The sequence below is a fragment of the Brevundimonas sp. TWP2-3-4b1 genome, assembly GCF_049897665.1.
Lineage (GTDB): Bacteria > Pseudomonadota > Alphaproteobacteria > Caulobacterales > Caulobacteraceae > Brevundimonas > Brevundimonas subvibrioides_B.
Genome location: NZ_JAFCWQ010000076.1, coordinates 1 through 726, shown reverse-complemented (window position 1 = coordinate 726; position 726 = coordinate 1). Strand labels below are relative to the sequence as shown.

The following is a 726-nucleotide window of genomic DNA, read 5'->3' as shown; positions in this document are numbered from 1 at the left end:
CGCCAGCTCTCTCGGGCTCAACTCCGACTGTTCCAGGGCCAGTTCGAGGATCGCGGCGCGGACATCGTCGGGGATGCGGTTCCACACCCGGCCAGGTCGTCCCGGACGATCTTCCAGCGCCTCGGGACCGCCGATCTGGTAGAGATCGTACCAGCGGTAGAAGGTCGCGCGGGGCACGCCGATCTGCTCCAGCGTCTTGCGCACGGGCAGGCTCGATTGCTCGACCAGGCGGATGATCTCGGTCTTTTCGCAAGCCGGATATCTCATGCCTCGTCGCCCCCATCGGCGATCATGCTTTTTTTGAGCAGGCGGATCTCAAGCGTCTGCTCGGCCACCACCTCCTTCAGCGCCGTGGCTTCCCGGCGCAGATCCTTCACCTCGTCCGTCGTCGCGGCCCGGGCCGTATCCCCCGCCAGCCGGCGCTTGCCCGCCTCCATGAACTCCTTGGACCAAACGTAGTACAGGCTCTGGGCGATACCCTCCTTGCGGCAAAGCTCAGCGATGCTGTCCTCCCCGCGAAGTCCGTCCAATACGATCCTGATCTTGTCTTCCGCCGAGAAATGCCGGCGCGTCGCGCGCCGGATGTCCTTGGCAACCCGCTCGCCGGGCGTTGCCTTCAAGGGCAAGGATTTTGGTCTCATCTTCGTTCCTTCGTCACTACGACGAGACCAAAATCCTCCTCTAAACGGAACCCTCAATCTGTCTCATTGGCGCTGACGGCGGACA

1 pseudogene is annotated in these 726 nt (G+C 63.2%); it reads right to left on the bottom strand.

The features are described 5' to 3' along the window. Positions 1–641, bottom strand: a pseudogene (locus ACP7A5_RS17990) (transposase); the annotation flags it as partial. Positions 642–726 lie beyond the last annotated feature (85 nt).